The sequence below is a fragment of the Chryseobacterium carnipullorum genome (assembly GCF_900142785.1).
GTDB lineage: Bacteria > Bacteroidota > Bacteroidia > Flavobacteriales > Weeksellaceae > Chryseobacterium > Chryseobacterium carnipullorum.
Window position 1 is genome coordinate 85,840 of sequence record NZ_FRCD01000020.1, and the last position, 17,731, is coordinate 103,570.

The 17,731-nt window shown below is 37.7% G+C and carries 16 protein-coding genes; 6 read left to right on the forward strand and 10 right to left on the reverse strand.

Annotation, left to right across the window (positions count from 1 at the left end):
• Nucleotides 1–32: 32 nt before the first annotated feature.
• Together metK and BUC06_RS19895 are read right to left on the reverse strand one after the other, a co-directional pair.
• Nucleotides 33–1,313: a methionine adenosyltransferase gene (metK, locus tag BUC06_RS19890; protein ID WP_073335785.1), complete on the reverse strand. Its 1,281-nt coding sequence runs from the start codon at nt 1,311–1,313 to the stop codon at nt 33–35.
• Between the two features lie 231 nt (nt 1,314–1,544).
• Nucleotides 1,545–2,495: a LysR substrate-binding domain-containing protein gene (locus BUC06_RS19895; protein ID WP_073335787.1), complete on the reverse strand. Its 951-nt coding sequence runs from the start codon at nt 2,493–2,495 to the stop codon at nt 1,545–1,547.
• A gap of 131 nt (nt 2,496–2,626) precedes the next feature.
• On the opposite strand from BUC06_RS19895, the gene BUC06_RS19900 reads away from it, so the two are divergent.
• The 5 genes from BUC06_RS19900 to BUC06_RS19920 all read left to right on the forward strand — a co-directional run bounded on the left by BUC06_RS19900 (nt 2,627) and on the right by BUC06_RS19920 (nt 6,933).
• A complete protein-coding gene (locus BUC06_RS19900; protein WP_073335789.1) occupies nt 2,627–4,114 on the forward strand; it encodes a catalase in 1,488 nt (495 codons plus the stop codon).
• A 104-nt stretch (nt 4,115–4,218) separates the two neighbouring features.
• Nucleotides 4,219–4,986 carry an enoyl-CoA hydratase/isomerase family protein gene (locus BUC06_RS19905; protein ID WP_073335791.1) on the forward strand — a complete coding sequence of 256 codons (768 nt, stop codon included), beginning with the start codon at nt 4,219–4,221 and terminating at the stop codon, nt 4,984–4,986.
• 42 nt (nt 4,987–5,028) lie between these two features.
• Nucleotides 5,029–5,451: a deoxycytidylate deaminase gene (locus BUC06_RS19910; protein WP_073335793.1), complete on the forward strand. Its 423-nt coding sequence runs from the start codon at nt 5,029–5,031 to the stop codon at nt 5,449–5,451.
• Nucleotides 5,452–5,457: 6 nt separating this feature from the next.
• The gene (gene xerD / locus BUC06_RS19915; RefSeq protein ID WP_073335795.1) at nt 5,458–6,372 is read left to right on the forward strand and encodes a site-specific tyrosine recombinase XerD; all 915 of its coding nucleotides are present in this window, start codon (nt 5,458–5,460) and stop codon (nt 6,370–6,372) included.
• A gap of 45 nt (nt 6,373–6,417) precedes the next feature.
• Nucleotides 6,418–6,933: an NUDIX hydrolase gene (locus BUC06_RS19920; RefSeq protein ID WP_073335797.1), complete on the forward strand. Its 516-nt coding sequence runs from the start codon at nt 6,418–6,420 to the stop codon at nt 6,931–6,933.
• Nucleotides 6,934–7,040: 107 nt separating this feature from the next.
• Here the strand turns inward: BUC06_RS19920 and BUC06_RS19925 are convergent, their stop codons facing one another.
• From BUC06_RS19925 to BUC06_RS19935, 3 genes are read right to left on the reverse strand one after another with little or no spacing between them, the layout of a single operon-like run.
• Nucleotides 7,041–7,499 carry a heme-binding domain-containing protein gene (locus BUC06_RS19925; protein ID WP_073335799.1) on the reverse strand — a complete coding sequence of 153 codons (459 nt, stop codon included), beginning with the start codon at nt 7,497–7,499 and terminating at the stop codon, nt 7,041–7,043.
• Nucleotides 7,500–7,503: 4 nt separating this feature from the next.
• Entirely contained in the window at nt 7,504–9,261 is a 1,758-nt protein-coding gene (locus BUC06_RS19930; protein ID WP_073335801.1) for an Ig-like domain-containing domain, read from the reverse strand.
• Between the two features lie 23 nt (nt 9,262–9,284).
• Complete coding sequence (locus BUC06_RS19935) at nt 9,285–10,547, reverse strand: serine hydrolase domain-containing protein (RefSeq protein ID WP_073335803.1); 1,263 nt, start codon at nt 10,545–10,547, stop codon at nt 9,285–9,287.
• Nucleotides 10,548–10,899: 352 nt separating this feature from the next.
• Between BUC06_RS19935 and BUC06_RS19940 the strand changes: the two genes are divergently transcribed.
• The gene (locus BUC06_RS19940; RefSeq protein WP_073335805.1) at nt 10,900–12,321 is read left to right on the forward strand and encodes a BspA family leucine-rich repeat surface protein; all 1,422 of its coding nucleotides are present in this window, start codon (nt 10,900–10,902) and stop codon (nt 12,319–12,321) included.
• Nucleotides 12,322–12,525: 204 nt separating this feature from the next.
• Here the strand turns inward: BUC06_RS19940 and BUC06_RS19945 are convergent, their stop codons facing one another.
• The 5 genes from BUC06_RS19945 to BUC06_RS19965 form a co-directional block, all read right to left on the reverse strand.
• Nucleotides 12,526–13,458, reverse strand: a complete 933-nt coding sequence (locus BUC06_RS19945; RefSeq protein ID WP_073335807.1) for a 2-hydroxyacid dehydrogenase — start codon at nt 13,456–13,458, stop codon at nt 12,526–12,528.
• A gap of 67 nt (nt 13,459–13,525) precedes the next feature.
• Complete coding sequence (locus tag BUC06_RS19950) at nt 13,526–13,921, reverse strand: GxxExxY protein (RefSeq protein WP_083564143.1); 396 nt, start codon at nt 13,919–13,921, stop codon at nt 13,526–13,528.
• Between the two features lie 89 nt (nt 13,922–14,010).
• Nucleotides 14,011–14,562, reverse strand: a complete 552-nt coding sequence (locus BUC06_RS19955; RefSeq protein WP_073335808.1) for an acyl-CoA thioesterase — start codon at nt 14,560–14,562, stop codon at nt 14,011–14,013.
• Nucleotides 14,550–15,302, reverse strand: coding sequence for an HU domain-containing protein (locus BUC06_RS19960; RefSeq protein ID WP_073335810.1), 753 nt, complete (start codon nt 15,300–15,302; stop codon nt 14,550–14,552). Before BUC06_RS19960 ends, BUC06_RS19955 begins: the two co-directional genes overlap by 13 nt.
• 138 nt (nt 15,303–15,440) lie before the next feature.
• The gene (locus BUC06_RS19965) at nt 15,441–17,579 is read right to left on the reverse strand and encodes a TonB-dependent receptor (protein WP_073335812.1); all 2,139 of its coding nucleotides are present in this window, start codon (nt 17,577–17,579) and stop codon (nt 15,441–15,443) included.
• Nucleotides 17,580–17,731 lie beyond the last annotated feature (152 nt).

The following is a 17,731-nucleotide window of genomic DNA, read 5'->3' on the forward strand; positions in this document are numbered from 1 at the left end:
AAAGCAGTCTATTTATTATTTCTTAAGCGAAATTAAATTCCGAAAGAAGCTTTAATTTCATCTACTTTGTCCAGTTTTTCCCAGGTAAAGAACTCAAGACCTGTAAGGGTGATCTCATTTTTCTGACCTTTATTGAATGTTTTGTCAGCGGTATAATGTTCTTTTCCCATGTGTCCGTAAGAAGCCGTTTCCAGATAGATTGGATTTCTTAGTTTTAGGTTCTGCTCAATCGCATAAGGTCTTAAATCGAAGATGGTAGATACTTTCTTGGCAATTTCACCATCATTAAGATCTACTTTCGCAGTTCCGTATGTATTGATGTATAAACCACAAGGCTCAGCAACACCGATAGCATAAGAAACCTGCACCAGAACTTCATCCGCCACACCAGCAGCCACTAAGTTCTTTGCAATGTGTCTTGTTGCGTAAGCTGCACTTCTGTCTACTTTTGAAGGGTCTTTTCCAGAGAAAGCACCACCACCGTGAGCTCCTTTTCCTCCATAAGTATCTACGATGATCTTTCTTCCTGTAAGGCCAGTATCCCCGTGAGGACCTCCGATCACAAATTTACCTGTCGGGTTGATGTGATATTTAATCTGGTCGTTGAACAATGCCTTGATTTCTTCAGTTTGCTGAGCTATAACTCTAGGTACCAGAATACTTTTGATATCTTCACGGATCTTGTTCAGCATTTCTTCTTCAGTTCCGAAATCATCATGCTGTGTAGAAACTACGATAGAATCAATTCTTACCGGCTTGTGATCGTCAGAATATTCAATAGTTACCTGGCTTTTTGCATCCGGACGAAGGTAAGCGATTTCGCTTCCGTCTCTTCTCAATACAGAAAGTTCTTTAAGAATAGTATGGGCAAGATCTAAAGCAAGAGGCATATAATTAGCTGTCTCGTTCGTTGCATACCCGAACATCATCCCCTGGTCACCAGCACCCTGTGCGTTTGCTTTAGCTTCGAAAGATTCGTCGTTTACCGCTCTGTCTACCCCCTGATTAATATCCGGAGACTGCTCATGGATGGCAGAGATAACTCCGCATGAATCACCATTGAACATATATTCTCCTTTGGTATAGCCTATTCCGTTGATAACATCTCTTGCAATAGTCTGCACATCAAGATACGCATCAGACTTTACTTCTCCCGCAAGCACAACCTGTCCGGTAGTAACAAGAGTTTCACACGCTACTTTAGAGTTTTTATCGTATGCTAAAAAATGATCGATTAATGCATCGGAGATTTGATCGGCAATTTTATCCGGATGTCCTTCTGAAACTGATTCAGATGTAAATAGATAAGACATATTATTCTTTGTTTTTTAGATTAAAATAAGTGAAGAAAAATAAGAATAATTGCCCAGAAAAAAGAATACTGTTTTAGCATATTTTTAGAGAGGTTGCAATCAGGTCAAATTTTTCCTCGTTGATAAACGTCTGCAAATTTAAGGACTATTTTTTTAATACTAAAGAATTTTGCTGACTAATTATAATTTTCTTAAAATTAATGATTTATATCACTTAGCGGACTTCTTAGTTCATTGCGGCTTGATGCTCACAAATTCCTTCGGGTTGATATGATAATTCAGCTTAAGCTCTAAGGAACTTTTGATAGAATGTGATAATTCGTCAATAATTTTCTGCTTAAAGGTCGGCTTATAATAGATGATTTTGATCTCTCGGTAAGGGAAAGGTTTTTTAAATCTGAAAACATTCTCCTTCTGTTCATCGGAAAGCTGGCTCAGTGCCAGTTCGGGCAAAATACTGATTCCCCCAACTTTATCTACCATATGCACCAATGTCTGAATATTGGACGCCAGGAAATCCAGATTTTTAGGTTTCAACGTATTCTCTTTCAGATGGCAGATATTTTCAAACTGGTTTCTGAGGCAATTTCCTTCCTCCAGAAGCCATACTTTTTCAACATTCAGTTCTTCAGGAATGATGTAAGAATTCTTTTTATTCGCTTCTGTATTGGAACTGTAGATCATCAGTTCTTCATTAAACAGGAAGTCCTGATAAAATTCATCTGCCGTATCGTAAGGAGTAGAAATAATCCCTGCATCCAATTCACCGGCTTTTAAAGCTTTGATAATATTATCTGTGGTCATTTCCTTGACATTCATCTGGATTTTTGGATTCTCTTCCAAAAACTTAAAGATTTCTGTAGGCAAAATGAACGAGGAAACGGTAGGAATAATTCCCAGATTGATCGTTCCGCCCAAAATATTATTTAAAAGATTGGCTTTATTTTTCAGCTCATTGACAGATTCTATAATTACCTTTGCCTGATCAATGATCTGAAGCCCCACATCTGTGGTACGGATAGGGTGTGTAGTTCTGTCGAAAACCTTCACATCCAGTTCATCCTCAAATTTTTGTATCATCGCGCTTAACGTGGGCTGCGTGATAAAGCATGCCTGAGCCGCTTTACCAAAATGTTTGTACTTATCTACAGCGATAAGATACTCCAGTTGCTGAATGTTCATCTGATTAATATTATCTATTACAAAGATAAAAGGTTTTTGCTATTAGTAATCAAAAATTCAAGTAAATTTGATATTTAATACGTCTGCGTAAGACGTTTACGAGGGAAATCAATCATACAAATCATAACGATATGGATTCTAAAAAATTAACGCTCAGCAATGGCGCTCCTTATTTTGAACATCAGGACTCACAAACCGTAGGTCCGAGAGGTCCTGTGCTTTTACAGGATTTTATTCTTCAGGAAAATCTAGCACACTTTGTAAGGGAAAGAATTCCTGAAAGAATTGTACACGCTAAAGGAAGTGGTGCTTACGGGACCTTTACGGTCACTCACGATATCAGTCAGTATACCAAAGCGAAATTATTTTCAAAAGTTGGAAACTCATGCAGAATGTTTGCCCGTTTCTCTACCGTGGGTGGAGAAAAAGGAAGTGCAGACACCGCAAGAGATCCCAGAGGTTTTGCTTTAAAATTCTATACGGAAGACGGAAACTGGGATATGGTAGGAAACAATACGCCTGTATTTTTCATAAAGGATGCCAAAAAATTCCCGGACTTTATCCACACTCAGAAAAGGGTTCCGAAAACCAATTTAAAAAGCGCGACGATGATGTGGGATTTCTGGAGCCACAATCCTGAATCCCTGCACCAGGTTCTTATCTTGATGTCGGACAGGGGAACTCCGCATGGCTACAGACATATGCATGGATTCGGATCACATACTTTCGCAATGATCAATGATAAAAACGAAAGAGTTTGGGTGAAATTCCATTTTAAAACAAAACAGGGAATTAAAAATTTCACTGATGCGGAAGCTGTAAAGATGGCAGGAGAAAACCCGGATTTTGCACAGGAAGATCTTTGCAACGCTATAGAAAACGGAGATTTTCCAAAATGGACGATGTTTATCCAGGTCATGACGGAAGAACAGGCAAAAGATTTCAGATGGAATCCTTTTGATGTCACCAAAGTATGGTTCCATGATGACTTCCCGATGATTGAGGTCGGGGAAATGGAACTAAATGAAGTTCCGGTTAATTATTTTGCCCATGTAGAGCAATCTACATTCTCACCAAGCAGTCTTGTTAACGGAATAAGCTTTTCTCCGGATAAAATGCTTCAGGGAAGATTGTTCTCTTATCCTGATGCACACCGATACAGAGTTGGAGTGAATGCTCACCAACTGGAAGTGAACCGATGTCCTTTTGCCGTCAATAATTATCAGAGAGATGGCTTTATGGCGGACTCCAGTGAATATCAGGACAAACCTAATTATTTCCCCAACAGCTTTGATGATGTAAAACCTGATCCTTCCTATAAGAATTATGAATATGAGCTGGACAGCGCCCATGTTGCCAGTTATAATAGAAATGATAATGACGACGATCATTACACCCAGCCGGGATTACTGTATACAAAATCCATGACCTCTGAAGACAGAGAGCATCTGATCAGCAATATTATCGGAAGCATGAAAGGAATTACGGGACCCAAAAGAGAGGAGATTATCAACCGTCAGTTATGTCATTTTTTCAGGGCTAATATTGAGCTTGGCATGAAAGTGGCATCACAGCTGAATATCAATATAGATGCGAATATGATGAATCATTCGAAATAGTATTTTGAAAGATAAATCAAAAAAAAGGAAAAAAAACCAATATTTTTTCCTTTTTTTTGTAAAAAATTTATAATTTGCAGAAAATAATATTTTAAAGTGGAAAAATGAGTTACGAAAATATATTATTAGAAAAAGAAGACAAATTAGCTGTTGTCACAATAAACAGACCTCAAAGCTTAAATGCTTTAAACGCAAAAACGATTCAAGAGATAAGCTCAGCAATGGATGAACTTAATGCTGACCCAACCTGTAGAGTTATTATCATTACAGGAAGCGGTGAAAAGTCATTCGTAGCCGGAGCCGATATAAAAGAATTCAGTGATTTTGGACAGGAAAAAGCCGAAGAACTGGCCAGAAACGGGCACAATACCCTGTTCAACAAAATTGAAAATACATCTAAACCTGTTATTGCAGCCGTTAATGGTTTCGCTTTAGGAGGAGGTTTAGAGCTTGCCATGGCGTGCCATATCAGATATGCATCAGAGAATGCCAGACTCGGACTTCCGGAAGTAACGCTTGGATTAATTCCAGGTTATGGAGGAACACAAAGACTTCCTAAACTGGTAGGAAAAGGCATCGCCAACGAAATGATCTTCTCCGCTAAGATGATTCCTGCCCAAAAAGCAAAAGAAATCGGATTAGTGAATGAAGTATACCCTATTGAAGAACTATTAACCAAAACAAAAGAATTAGCGAGTATTATAGCCCATAACTCACCAATGGCTATATCGAAGGCTATCCAAGCCGTCAACTTGTCTGATACGGATAAAGGTTTTGAATCTGAAATCAAGTATTTCGGAGAGCTTTTTGAAATGCAAGACAAGAAAGAAGGAGTTACTGCTTTTATAGAGAAAAGAAAGCCAAACTTCTAAGATTTTTAATCCAAATTATTTCGAAAAAACTAATGCTGCGGTATGAATAAGTTTGATAAAGCTTATCTAAAAATGGCCCAAGAGTGGGCAAAACTTTCCTACTGTAAGAGAAAACAGGTAGGAGCTCTTATCGTAAAAGATAGGATGATTATTTCAGATGGTTACAACGGAACTCCTTCGGGGTTTGAAAACTGCTGTGAAAATGAAGAGGGTAAAACACACTGGTATGTACTTCATGCGGAAGCCAATGCGATATTAAAGCTGGCCGCTTCCACTCAGTCTGCAAAAGGTGCCACGTTATATTTAACGCTGTCGCCATGCAAAGAATGCAGTAAACTGATTCTGCAGGCAGGAATTACAAGACTTGTGTATATTAATGAGTATTCAGACGACGACGGAATAGCGTTCTTGAGAAATCATAACATTGAAATAGAACAAATATCGGACTGTGAACTAAAAAAATAAGCACAAATGACTTGGGATGAAAAGATCAAAGATTTTGAAATATTTCTTCGCTTCGAAAGAAATTTTTCAGAAAACACACTCGATGCCTATATTCGGGACATCAAAAAATTAAAAGACTACGCAGAAGTAGAACTGGAAAACGTCGGTCCAGACGCTATCGGCTACGAAAACTTACAGGAGTATATCTTCAATCTTTCCAAACAAAAATTCAGCGAAAGATCTCAGGCAAGATGGATTTCTTCTATAAAAGCTTTCTTCAAGTTTCTGCTTGAGGACGAGTTCAGAGAAGATAATCCTGCGTCTTTACTTGAAGGACCAAAATTGGGATTATATCTTCCTGACACCTTAAGCCTGCCTGATATCAACAAGATTATCGCAGCCATTGAGGCCAATTCTGACCTCGGAAAGAGAAACCATTGTATCATTGAAGTTCTTTACGGATGCGGATTGCGTGTCTCTGAACTTATTGATCTTAAAATTTCGAACATCAATTTCAAAGAACAGTACATTAAAGTAAACGGAAAGGGAAACAAAACCCGTTTCGTTCCTTTGGCTGATTATACTGCCGAACTTTTGGAAACGTACATCAACGAAGTACGGTCGAACAACAAGATCAATAAAAAATATGAGGATACGCTGTTTCTTAACAGCCGTGGAACATCCATGTCCAGAGTAATCGTATTTCTGATTATAAAGGAACTTACGGATAAGGCTGGAGTAAGCAAAAAAATATCGCCCCATACTTTCAGACATTCTTTTGCAACGCACCTTTTACAGAATGGAGCAGACCTTCGTTATATTCAGGAAATGCTTGGACATTCCAGCATCACTACAACGGAGATCTATACCCATCTGAAAACGGAAGAACTTCGGGATGTGATCCTGAATTACCATCCGAGAAACATTAATATTGTTCAATAAAAAGAAGTTCCATCTGACCTTTGAAAAAATAATAGTAGTAAACAGATGAAATTATTGAAATATTGCCCAAGCTGTGGCAAAGAGACCCTCGACTGGGACGGTGAGAAGAAATGGAGTTGCCCGAAATGTGATTTCCGTCTCTACAATAATGTTGCCGGTGCAGTAGCTGTTGTTATCCGATATGGTGACGAAATTTACCTTACCAGAAGAAACCGTGATCCTAAAAAAGGAAAACTCGATCTGGCCGGAGGTTTTGTAGACCCAAAGGAAAGCGCAGAAGAAGCTTCTAAAAGGGAGCTTTTTGAAGAACTTCAGCTTGATATAGATATTTCAAAATTAAAGTATGTAACCAGTCTTCCTAATGTGTATCAATACAAAGAAATTGATTACAATACGATTGATCTGTTTTATGAATATCATGTTCCGGAAAAGTTTGAAGTCAACCTTGAACTTTCGGAAATATCAGAGGCTGTCTGGATTCCGTTGAATGCATTGGATCTTGATGATATTGCTTTTGACTCTCAAAAGAAGTTTTTTAAGGAATATCTGAAGAATATCTAAATAATAGTAAAAAAATATCCCGTAGATTCTACAATTCGTGCATCATGATCAATCATGGGTACAGAACCTGTAAGATCTACGGGATTTTTATATTGTCTGTGTGGTGTCTAGTAAGATTTTGTTTTGAGCATATCTTCGAAGTAATGAACCAGCAGTGTTCTTTCTGCGTCGGATAAATTAGCTTCCTTATGATAGACTATATAACCGGGCATAGGCATTAGCTTGTTTTGAATATTTTGAGATGCCTTATTCAGCATACTTTCTTTTAACTCCTTATTATACGTTCCCCAGATAGAAAAATTAAGACGTTCTCTCCCTTCATTCACATGGCTTTTAACAGACCAGGAAATGGGAGCAATATTTGCATATTTTGGATACACCGTTTCATTGGAATGACAATCATAGCAAGCTCCTTTTATCAAACCACTGATTTTCTCAGGAGTCTTTTTAGCATCGACAAAATTGACTGCTTTATCAACAGGTTTATTAACTTTATCAATCGGAATAAACTGGATCAGCGCAAAAACAACCAACGTCCAGAACAATACTTTTTTTACCGTTTTCATCTCTTTATTTTACCGGCGTCAATACAGCATTTCCGGATTGCGATTTCAATTCTTTTTCTACTTCCTTCGTCACCGTTTCTTTCGGCGCATCTTCTTTTGGAGGTTCTACTGGTTTAGGCGTATTACCTTTGGGGTTATCCAGTGTTCTGGTGTCTTTTAAATCCCAGTCTTCCTTAGTTTCCCATAGCGGTCTTACAATCGCTTTTTTGTAGAATACGTAGGAATCTTCCGCAAAAGTTTCTTTTTCAAAGTCCGCTTCGTCCCAGAACTTATTCCCGTTGTTATCCACCAGTATTCTTACAACATATTCATTAGGCTTAAGGATATCAAATTTCACATTATTGCCTTTGGTATACCTGGAGTAAATCACCTTATCTGAAGCATCCAGAAGCTGAATCCAATAGCTGGTATCCGGAGCATTCTGAAGGGTAAAGGCAAGACTTCCGAACTGATCAACTTTCTCTACCTCAAAATCGAAACGTTTGGACTGTACATTCTTTGCATAGAATGATGAAACGGTTTCTTTCGGAATGGTTAACTGGTATTTTTTCCCTGTCACAAAATCGGAGTGGATAACGATTTGGTAAGGATTGGTCTCGGAGATTTTTGCTGTGAATTCCTGAGTCGTTAAACTATCGCTCTTAAGAACCCATTTTTCAGGACTGATTTTATCGATGATATATCCCGATTTTATCCTGAAATCAGAATTTGGCGCCAGGCCGGGTCCTCCGTTATCACTCTCAAGATCCATGGCGTTTTTCTTGTTGTATTTGTAGAACACGGACACCGTATCCTGCTTACTGCCGGTATCGTAACTGAATTTAAGATTATCATTCGCTGTCTGCCCTACATCGCTTTTTACAGCATCAAACCAAATCTTGACAGAATCTGATTTGGGCCGGTGAGTCACCTTAATATCCTGAAGCTTTTCGTTGATAGAAGCTACTTTCACATTCTCTGGATTTCCTTCGAATGTCATCGTGATTCCTCCCGGACTTTCTTTCATTTCACCATATTTCAAAGGCTTTTTGGAAGGGTAAACTTTTAAATTCAATCCTGAAACAGATTTTTCAATGTCTATCGGCTCTTTCTGAAACCCTATTTTTTCTTTTCCGGGATCATACACAGAGTTTCCATTTTCATCCTCAAAGGCAATGATCTTATATTTTCCTGGAGTAAGGTAATTAAGCTCGTAATAGCCATCTTCATCCACTTTGGTGATATAGTAAGGTTTCTGCTTATAATTGATGGTATCCTTTACCTGATAAAGTCCTACCACAAATTTATTTTCACCTTGTTTCTTTTTAATCGCTAATGCATCTGTGATATCCCCGCTTACGTAGAGATCATCCAGCTTATCACCCGTTGAAAATGCAAAATTGAAATAACGGAGAATATTAGCTTCATTATTATCAGCAATAGAATTTCCAAAGTTGAAGTTATAGGTTGTATTGGCCTGAAGCGTATCTTCCCACTGGATCATCACGTACTTATTCGCGATATTGGAAGGAAGGATCCTCTTTATATTTTTAATAGGCGGCGAGATGATCAGGTTTTTATTGATATCCTTTAACGTAATATATTCATCAAAATCCAGTCTGAGCTCATGGATATCTCTTTTGACATTGATTCTGGTGGAATCAATATTTGAGCCTAAAAACTTTGGAGCCAGGGTATCTTTCGGACCTCCCACAGGAGCTCCGACTCTTGCACATGAATGGGCAAGAAAACAGATAACGAATAATAGAAGAAGTCTTTTCATATATGTTTAAGCAAAATTAAACATTATTCTCCAAAAACTTCATGTCCAGTATTTAAAGTATCTTTATTATCGTTCATTACACTGTGCAGTTTATCTTTCTGAACCGGAAAATCCTCGAATAACCCTGATAACGCCAGGGCGGTATAGACTTTATTTGAATATCTGTTCCCAATAGCGACGATGGTCACTTTAGATTTCAGCAAATGGGCAAACACAGAATTGGTCCCATGCCACCAGCCATTGTGATAAGTAAGTTTTTCACCGTTATCAAAGATTTTCATTCTGAAACCTAATCCATAATTATTCATTCCGGACTTTTCATTGCTGTAGGGCGTGAAAACCATCTGCATCAGATCCGGCTTCAGGAAATCCTTGGAAAACATAGCCTTGGAAAAATTATAAAGATCTCTCGGTGTGGTATACACATTCTTGTCTCCATATATAAGATCAAGCCTGTCCAGAGGATATAGCTTTCTTCCGCCGTAATAAAAAGACTGTGCTGCGGTAGGAATATCTTTTTCCTGGAAAATGTAGGTATGCTCCATTTTCAGAGGCTGAAATACCATTTCTTTCATCGCCTGAGGAAAAGGAGTTTTAGTAATCTTCTCTATCAAAAGAGCCAGCATCGCAAAATTGGTGTTACAGTACATAAAGCCTGTATCGGTATCTCTTGCAAGGTCTGGTTTATATTTAATAATCATATTCAGGACATCCTGATTGGTAATGAATGGCTTTGAAAGTTCAGCGGGAACCGGTTGTATTTTGGCAATAAAATATTCATATTTCGGAAGACCGCTTCTCTGATCGAGTAAAGTCTGTACGGTAACATTCGGATAAGGAAATCCTGGAAAATATTGGGTTAAATGATCAGAAAGCTTAATTTTTCCGGCTTCTACAAGTTTTAGCATCGCCATCGCTGTCAGTGTTTTTGATACTGAAGCTACATGCAGTGGCGTATTTTTATTGATAGGCATCTGATCTCCTTCTCTTCCGAAACCTCTGTAGTTTTCATACAGGATATCATCTCCTTTTGCTACAAGGATTCCCCCACTCAGGTCTCCGCCTTCCCAGATTTTTTTATAATACTGATCAATATATCCTGTTACTATATTTTTATCCCCAAGCTGGCTTTCTTCTTTGGTAAATACATGGTCCAGATCTACATTTCCGTAGTTGGGAAGATTGGTTGTATTTTCAGCGGAAGCCTTTTTGGATTCGGAATTTTTTTTACAGGAAATAAGGGATAAAAAAACAGTTACAATAAGTACAAAGTTACGCGTCGTCATGAGTATCAAAAATGAGCAGCAATTTAATAAAACTCAAAAATAAATTCTTAGTCTGCAGTATACATTATGAATTATTTAACATTATTAAATGCTTTTGTGAAGAATATAAAATCACATGACGCAAATCTTCTCAACGTTGAGAAACTTTCTTATAATTTAGATTAAGTACTTATTTTTTAAATTGCAAAAACTTACTAAGAACAGTTTTTTAGAAATACATATTTTAAATAAATCCACCCGCACAAAAGATAATTTATACGGAATTCAGGCGATTATTTGCATTTTTAATTTTTGTATTAATGTCTTGTATGTGGGAAATATGTATTTTTGCACTCAATAAAAAAATAAAAATATGTTGAAAAAAATTTACTTTTTCTCTTTCTTCTTTTTGGTAATTACTGCTCTAAGGGCACAGACGCCACTTATATTAAAATTTTTGGTGACCGATGCTAACAACCTAAAAATAAAGTTAAGTACGCAGGGCATCTACAACTACTCATATGTAAAGACCAACAATTCTACTATTACAGGTAATGGAATTGGAAATACGGGTTTAACAGAAATAAGCGTTCCCTCAATAGGAACATATACTATTTCAATCACGCCTACCGGCACTTTTAGACTTAGTTCCGGAACTGATGTAGATAAAGTTGTCGAACTAACACAATGGGGGCAAATTACCTGGAATACTAATTTATCAGGAATGTTTTCTGGATATGAGAATATTCAAATTACAGCCACTGATATTCCAGATTTTTCACAAGTTACTAATCTCAGCTCGTTTTTTTCAGGTTGCACCAACTTATCAATTGTAAACAATATTAACAATTGGAATGTGGGCAACGTAACCGATATGAGCAATTTATTCTTTAATGCAAAGGCTTTTAATAAGCCAATTGGGAATTGGAATACCTCAAAAGTAACAGACATGAGCCAGATGTTTTTTTATGCTGACGCATTCAATCAGGATATTGGCAGTTGGAATGTTTCCAATGTGACCAACATGAGTTCAATGTTTAATCGTGCGAAAGCATTCAACCAGAATATTAATAATTGGAACGTTTCAAATGTTCAGAATATGTCACTGATGTTCGAAGCATCTCAGGCGTTTAACCAACCATTAAACAACTGGAATACTTCAAATGTCACCAATATGGCTCAGATGTTTTCTTATCCAAGTTTTAACCAAGATATTTCCTCTTGGGATGTTTCTAATGTTACCAACATGTCTCGTATGTTTTGGTCTAACAATAATTTTAATAAGAATTTAGGCAATTGGACACTTTCTCCAATAGTCAATTTGACAGAAATTTTTGGCTATAGTGGTTTAGATTGTGGAAATTACGGGGCAACATTAAAAGGCTGGGCTGAAAATCCTAATTCTCCACTTGGACGACTTGTCGGAGCAGTTGGAAGGACTTATGGAAACGGTGGCCAAATATTTCGTAATCAATTAATTAACAACAAGGGCTGGACATTTGTTGGAGACAGTTTTTCTCCAAGCTGCTCGGAGCCTTTGTTACTTGTTGAAGAAATAAAATCAGGCAAAACAAAATTACTTCTGTACCCAAATCCTGCCTCGGAAATGATCTTTATAAAATCAGAATACATCACTAAATCGGTACAGGTTTTAGATGCTTCAGGAAAAGTATTATTGAATAAAGTTGGTGAAACCAATCAATTAAACCTGCAAAAAATTCCTACCGGAATCTATTTTATTAAGATTGCAACAGCCGACGGATCTGAGAGTATACACAAGCTCATAAAAAAATAAACAATAAGTAAAAAATAGCCTCTTGCTATATAAATATAACTGCTTGCGGCAATAAATGGCAAAGCACAGATCGTAAGATCTGTGCTTTTGTATAATTTGAAAATAAAAATATCATTTACTGAAAATCATTTGGAAAGATCACGTCAAAAAAAGATTTGTAGCTATATTCTAACACAGATCAGTAACTTCAGCAAGGATTATTAACTAGCCTGCAAACCTTTCTATAATTTTATCAACGATCACCTGTGCCAGTTTTTCCTTACTTTGATGGGTCCACCCGGCTATATGCGGTGTTACAATTGTTTTTTCAGACTCCAGAAGATATTGGAGATCCTCGTTTTCGTGTTCAAGGTTTTCAAAGGAGGCCTTTTCATATTCAAGAACGTCAAGACAAGCGCCTTTTACTTTTCCTGACTTCAACGCCTCAACTAAATACTTAGTTTCAACATTTTTTCCTCTTGCCGTATTCACAAAATAGAAGTCTTTTTTCATCTCTGAAATAAATTTTTCATCGATAATATAATGAGTTTCAGAAGTGAGAGGAATATGAAGACTTAAGATATCTGCAGATTGCTTTAGCTCTTCTACACTTACCTGTGAAGCGTATTCGTCTGAAAGTCCTGGAAGAATATCATGAAATATGACCTTACAGCCGAATCCTGAAAATCTCTTTGCTGTAGCTTTACCCATATTACCGTATCCGATAAGTCCAACTGTTTTTCCAAGCAGTTCATCGCCTCTGTTTTCTTCACGTTTCCAGATGCCGTTTTTCACTTCCTGAGAAGCAATAAAAAGCCTGTTCATGAGAATCAACAGCATGCCTACAACATGTTCTGCTACAGAGTCTCTGTTACCTTCAGGAGAATTGATCAGTTCTATTCCCAGCTTTTCAGCGACAGGAATATCAATATTTTCCATCCCCGCTCCTACTCTGGCGATAAACTTCAGATTTTTTCCTTTTTCGAGAAAGTTTTTGTCCAAAGGGATCCTGCTTCTGATGATGATTCCGTCATAATGTTCAATTTTACGACAAACCTCATCGTAGGAAGACATGAAATCCTCTTCCAGCACAAAGTTTTTAGCTAAAAGCTGTTCTGTAATAAGAGGATGATTTTTATCTAAAAGGAGAATTTTCATTTTTTAAACACGAATAATTTAAACACTAATGACACTAATTATTTCACAAATGACACAAATGTGAATTTCATAGCGTCCCATTGGTTACTCTTTTTACCCCATTTTTAAATTGAAGGGTATTAAAATTGATCAGCATTCCAAGCTTACAGTTGCTTAGACGGAGATAAGTCAGAATTTGAGCCAGATGTACATCATTCAGGGACTCTACCGATTTAATTTCTAAGACAAATTTACTTTCGATCAGGAAATCCAGCCTGTAGCCTACATCCAACTTTACTTCATCATAAACCAAAGGCATTGGCTTTTGCTTTTCTACCAGAAGTTCATGCTTATTAAGCTCATAGAACATACATTCTTCATAAGCACTTTCCAAAAGTCCGGGACCTAAGGTTTTATGAACACGATATCCTGCTTCATACACCATTCTTGATATATCGTTTTCTGAAATATCTGATGCTATCATTTTTTTTCCATTTACTCGGCACAATTCATTTGTGAAAATCTGTGCAGACATTTGTGTTATTTGTGTTTAAGTCTTTACAAGGGCAGAATTTATTTCTTATCTTTCTTTGATTCTTTTGTTTCTTCAGGCTCCTGAAACAGTTTTTTAAGCTCTACAGAGTCAAGAGGCTTCATTCTTCCTGATAGGATAAGAGAAAGCTCTTTTCTTCTGATGGCCGCCGCATGTCTCAGTATTTCTTCTTCTGTTTCCGGGATCATATCCGGGATCGGAATAGGACGGTTGAATTCATCTACCGCAACGAATGTATAAATCCCTTCATTGGTGTGAATTTTCTTCTGATTGATCGGGTCATCCAGCCAAACATCTACATAGACTTCCATTGAGGTAGAGAATGCTCTGGATACTTTAGATTCCAGAACTACCACTCCCCCCTCAGGGATCGGATGATTGAAGGAAACGTGATTTACAGATGCCGTTACCACTCTTCTTTCGCAGTGTCTGGCTGCAGAAATAGAAGCACAACGGTCCATTTTTGCCAGAAGCTCACCTCCGAAAAGGTTTCTTAAAGAGTTGGTTTCGTTCGGAAGAACAATATTCGTCATAATGGTCAGGGATTCTGACGCTTTTTTTACTTTTGCCATTGAGTCTTAGTGTTGTTTTGAGCGGCCGGAGCTGGTGGTGTCCCTTTCCCGACCGGTTTTGATAATGAATCTTTTTTCAGTGAATCTGAAACGGCTGTTTGCGGAGTATGAACCATCACTTTTACAGTATCTTTTACAATTCTGTGGGTAGAAGTCTGTACAGAAACTTTATCAAAAGATTTTTTTCCGAAAAGAAGTTCCTGTTGGGTAAAGGCGAGGTAAATAATTCCCAAAACAGGAACAGCGAGCAGAAAAATCCAAAGAATTGACTTCTTGAATTGATAGTCTTTTTCACGGTTTACAGTAGTACTGACCTTTTCTCCGTTATTGATATCCGACAGTCTTATTTCCTCGAGGCCATAGAAATCCGGATGTCCTGATTCTATTCTTTTCCCTTTGAAATGTGCCCTATCATTTTCAATAGTGATGACTCCAAGATTCTGAATTTCCAGAACCTGATCTGCCTGAAGCTTTTTCTTCCAGAAATCGGTCTGAATTTTCAGGTCACTTTTGGAAGCTTCCAGAGACATCTGTTTCTGTGCTGCTATAAAAGCGGCAAGTTCGTCAGACTGTATTTCATAATCCACCGCAAAAACGATCTCGCTTGCGGGCGGAAGGATGCTCCCGTTCTCGGAATTAATAATTGCCTTGGAGTTTTTAAGCGAAAACATACCGAAGCTCGGAACCGTCACAGTTCCAAATTGTTTCAGATATTCTAAAATGTAAGCTGAAATATTCATTTGGCAGCAAATTTATAATTTTTTCATGACTTTTTGAAGAGATTTATCGGATATAAAAAAAGACTGCCGAAACAGTCTTTTGACAAATAGGTATAAAATTGAATGTATTAAAACCTGTTTGGTAAATTATTTTAATAATTATTGAATTTTCCAGCTAATCCCGAACATAAAATTAGTTCCTGCCTGTGAAAAATAGTATGGATCACCATCGTAAACAGCTCCATTATTTACATACTTTTTATTGAAAAGGTTATTCACCAGTAATTTTAATGCAATATCATTACTGGCGATCTTAAACTGGTATTGCGCGTTGAAATCCGTCAGAAAATAGTCTTTCAGTTCCAGGTTTTTGTTTCCTGTATTATCCAGATATTGCTTTCCTACGTACTGGTTCATCAAAGCAAACTGGAAGTTTTTGTCCGGAAAATACTTCAGTCCAAGATTAGCAATCACATTCGGAGAGAATGATATTTCGGTATCTCCAAGACTCTGAAGCGTTCCATTATTTTTAATATTAAAATCAAGATTTCTATTCTGACTCAGACTGACATTTCCAGTCACTTCCCATTGCTTTGAAAGTTTAGCCAATGCTCCAATCTCCACTCCTCTTCGGTAACTCTTCCCTGAGTTGGTTCTGATAAATGCCCCTACATTATTCAATTGCCCGTTCAGTACTAGCTGATTGACATAATACATATAATATAAGTTCGCAGTTACCGATAAAATTCCGAATTGCTTCTCAATACCCGCTTCAAAATCGTGAAGTTTTTCAGCTTTCACATCATTATCGCTCATCAGGTCATCTCTGTTCGGTTCACGTTGGGCATGGGCGTAGGAAAGAAAAACTTTTCCACTTCCGATCTTGTAATTTACTCCCGCCTTTGGGTTAAAGAAAAGCCAGTTCTTATCAAGATTTCCTCCCTCCCCGTCGCCGGCAGTAATAATTTTTGTGTTATAATCAATATTTCTGAGCTGAAGATCTCCGAAGAATTCAAAATGCTCGCCTGTTCTCCATAAAGCCTTCGCAAAACCCGCCACCTCAGTTTTCACTGAACGGTTTCTGTAATATTCGTATTCATTTACCATTGGAAAATAGACTCCCGTCACATTCCCAAAGTGTCTTCCGTAATATTGGTTTGCGACTAGTCCGAAGTTAAGATCCACATTTTCCAATTTTCCGTATAAGGTAGAAACAGCACCGTAAAAATCATTATCCAGCCATTTTTTTCTGATAAAATCAGTCTGTTCTACAGCAGATCCGTTCACGATAGGTACAGGCAAATTGTAATTGGAATAATGCGTTGCATCTACATCCGTTTCATCCACCCTTTTATAATTTTCATAATATCCTCTTCCTTTTGTGTAATGGAAAGTGGTTTCCAAGCTCCAGTTATCATTGAATTTCTGCTCCCATAAAAGCTGGTAGTGATTCTGTCTGTAGTTGTCCGTCTCATTATCATAGAACTTCTCTTCTCCGGTGAACAGATCTGTATATTGTCCTGAATAATTGAATTTTGGATTGGTTTCCCACGTAGGTCGGTCAATTCCATTCCAGGCCTGGTAAGTCTTCTCTTTCCCTCCGAAAGCCATCAGGCGAAGTCTCGTTTTCCCTTCTTCAAATAATGCGGTGAAATTGTAAGAATCCAGATTTGAAGAAGCTCTGTCTATATATCCGTCAGAATGAATACGCGTATATCTTCCCATCACGGAAAGCCTGTTTTTCCAGAATTTTCCGGAACCTGCCTCAGCCGAATACTTGTAGGTATTGAATGAGCCATAACTGTCATCAGTTTTAAAATACATCTTCTCATCCGGCTCTTTGGAGATCACGTTAATGCTGGCTCCAAACGCAGAAACCCCATTATTGGAAGTTCCCACTCCTCTCTGAATAACGATTTGTGAAGCAGAACTTGTAAGATCCGGAACATTGACAAAGAACGTTCCCTGACTTTCAGAATCGTTGTAAGGAACACCGTTCATCATCACATTGATTCCTTTTCCAGAGACTCCACGGATCCTGAATCCTGTGTATCCAACTCCGTTTCCGGCATCAGAAGTAGAGATAATAGAGGTTTGATTTTTTAACAGGATCGGAAGATCCTGGCCCAGATTTCGGCTGTCAATATCCTTCTGCACATTGATAATTTCCTTAGCAACGGGAAGTCTTTTGGTAAAATTGACCGCTTCAATTTCCCTGATTTTCAGGGAATCTTTATTTTGAGCCTGGATAAAGGCTGCAGAGCCTACAGTAAGCCCTAAAAAAAATAATCCTTTCATTCTATAAATCTTTAAAATTTAATGAATAAAAGGGGCGGATTAAATAATGTAACAATTTTCTAATTTAACAGTCCTTCAATGAGAGTTGGTATTGTTGTCCTGTTCTATCGGTACATTTTCAAAATTCCCTAAACGGCATTATCCGTTCCAGG